The sequence below is a fragment of the Photobacterium sp. MCCC 1A19761 genome (genome assembly GCF_037389125.1).
In the GTDB taxonomy this organism is placed as follows: Bacteria; Pseudomonadota; Gammaproteobacteria; order Enterobacterales; family Vibrionaceae; genus Photobacterium.
Genome location: NZ_JAZGTF010000053.1, coordinates 1 through 1,439, shown reverse-complemented (window position 1 = coordinate 1,439; position 1,439 = coordinate 1). Strand labels below are relative to the sequence as shown.

Sequence of the window (1,439 nt, the reverse complement as noted above, 5' to 3'; positions counted from 1 at the left end):
GCAATTTGGTCATGACGTAAAGCTCATGCCTCCACAGTTTGTTAAGCCCTATGTGAAATCAAATAAGAATGATACCGCTGATGCTGAAGCAATTTGTGAAGCTGTGACTCGTCCTAACATGCGTTTCGTGCCTATAAAATCGATTGAACAGCAATCAATCCTTTCTGTCCACAAGGCTAGAGAAAGGTTGGTTTCAATGAAAACAGGTCAAACTAATCAACTGCGTGGAATACTGGCTGAGTTTGGTATTGTTATCCCTAAAGGTAATGCATCCCTAAATAAGCAGATCCCCCGTATTTTAGAAGATGCTGAAAACAATCTGACTCCATCAGTTCGTAGCTTAGTCGCTCATTTAAAAGAACTGATTGATGATCTTTCTATACGAATTAGATAGTTAACCAAAGAAATCGAACACTGGCACAGTACGAATATTGATTCAAAAAGAATCGCAGAAATCCCCGGGATCGGCCCCATAACAGCCACTGCTCTTGTTGCCAGTATAGGTGACCCTGCATCTTTTAATAATGGACGGCAGGTGTCCGCATGGATTGGACTCGTACCGAAGCAGTTTTCAACGGGTGGCAAACAGGTGTTGCTTGGCATCAGTAAGCGGGGAGATGGCTATTTGCGAAGATTGTTAGTACATGGTGCCAGGGCCGTACTCGGTCATTTAAAACAGCAACCCAAAACATACACCCACCGCTGGTTGAATGATTTACTGAAACGCAAACATAAAAACGTTGCAATCGTAGCATTGGCAAATCGAAACGCTCGGATTGCATGGGCGTTACTGGCCAATCAGCAAGACTATAAGCCGGGATTACTATCGGCTTGAAATTGCGCATGAAGTGTAAATGAGAAAACAGGTAAGACCGTGAGTGTGTAACTCTGATTTGATCAAGGGACATTTTAGTCCGAGTTGTTGATAAGAGCATACTCAGCGGAAATCATTAAGAGTCATTGAACTCGGATATATGTGTGCAAAACAACGCCTGATTTCTTCAATTCACTACTTGCCAATAGGAAGTGTCCATATATGATCAAATCAAAAAACCAGCAGATCTACCCAATTTGAGCCATGTTTTAGCTAGCTTTACGAGTTACGGGCATGCCGAGCCCTGTTAACTTGTTCAACGCACGGACGGCAGCAAGCGCTTCCCCGACCTGAGCGTTGTAATCACGCAGGCTTAAAGCTGGGCCAAGCAGCCGCTTATATCTCGACATCGCCGTTTCCGAGATTGAGCGACTGTGGTAACCACTGGTCTTTTTCCAGTGTTCATTGCTACCGTGAATACGCTGGTTTGCAACCGCAATATTTCTTGGGTGACCGTGCTCCCAGTATGCTGCTCCAGCTCTGGGAGGGATAAGGGGCTGTGCTTTCTTCCGTTGAATCGCTTGATAGCACAGCCTGGTATCATAAGCGCCGTCACCTGATATTG

At 45.0% G+C, this 1,439-nt stretch carries 1 protein-coding gene and 1 pseudogene; one reads left to right on the top strand and one right to left on the bottom strand.

Annotated elements, in window-relative coordinates; all coding sequences use genetic code 11:
- A pseudogene (locus VV869_RS24225) lies at positions 1-835 on the top strand (IS110 family transposase); the annotation flags it as partial.
- Between the two features lie 248 nt (positions 836-1,083).
- Here the strand turns inward: VV869_RS24225 and VV869_RS24220 are convergent.
- Positions 1,084-1,439, bottom strand: a 356-nt coding sequence (locus tag VV869_RS24220) for a transposase (protein ID WP_337737519.1), incomplete at its 5' end; no start/stop codon positions are given.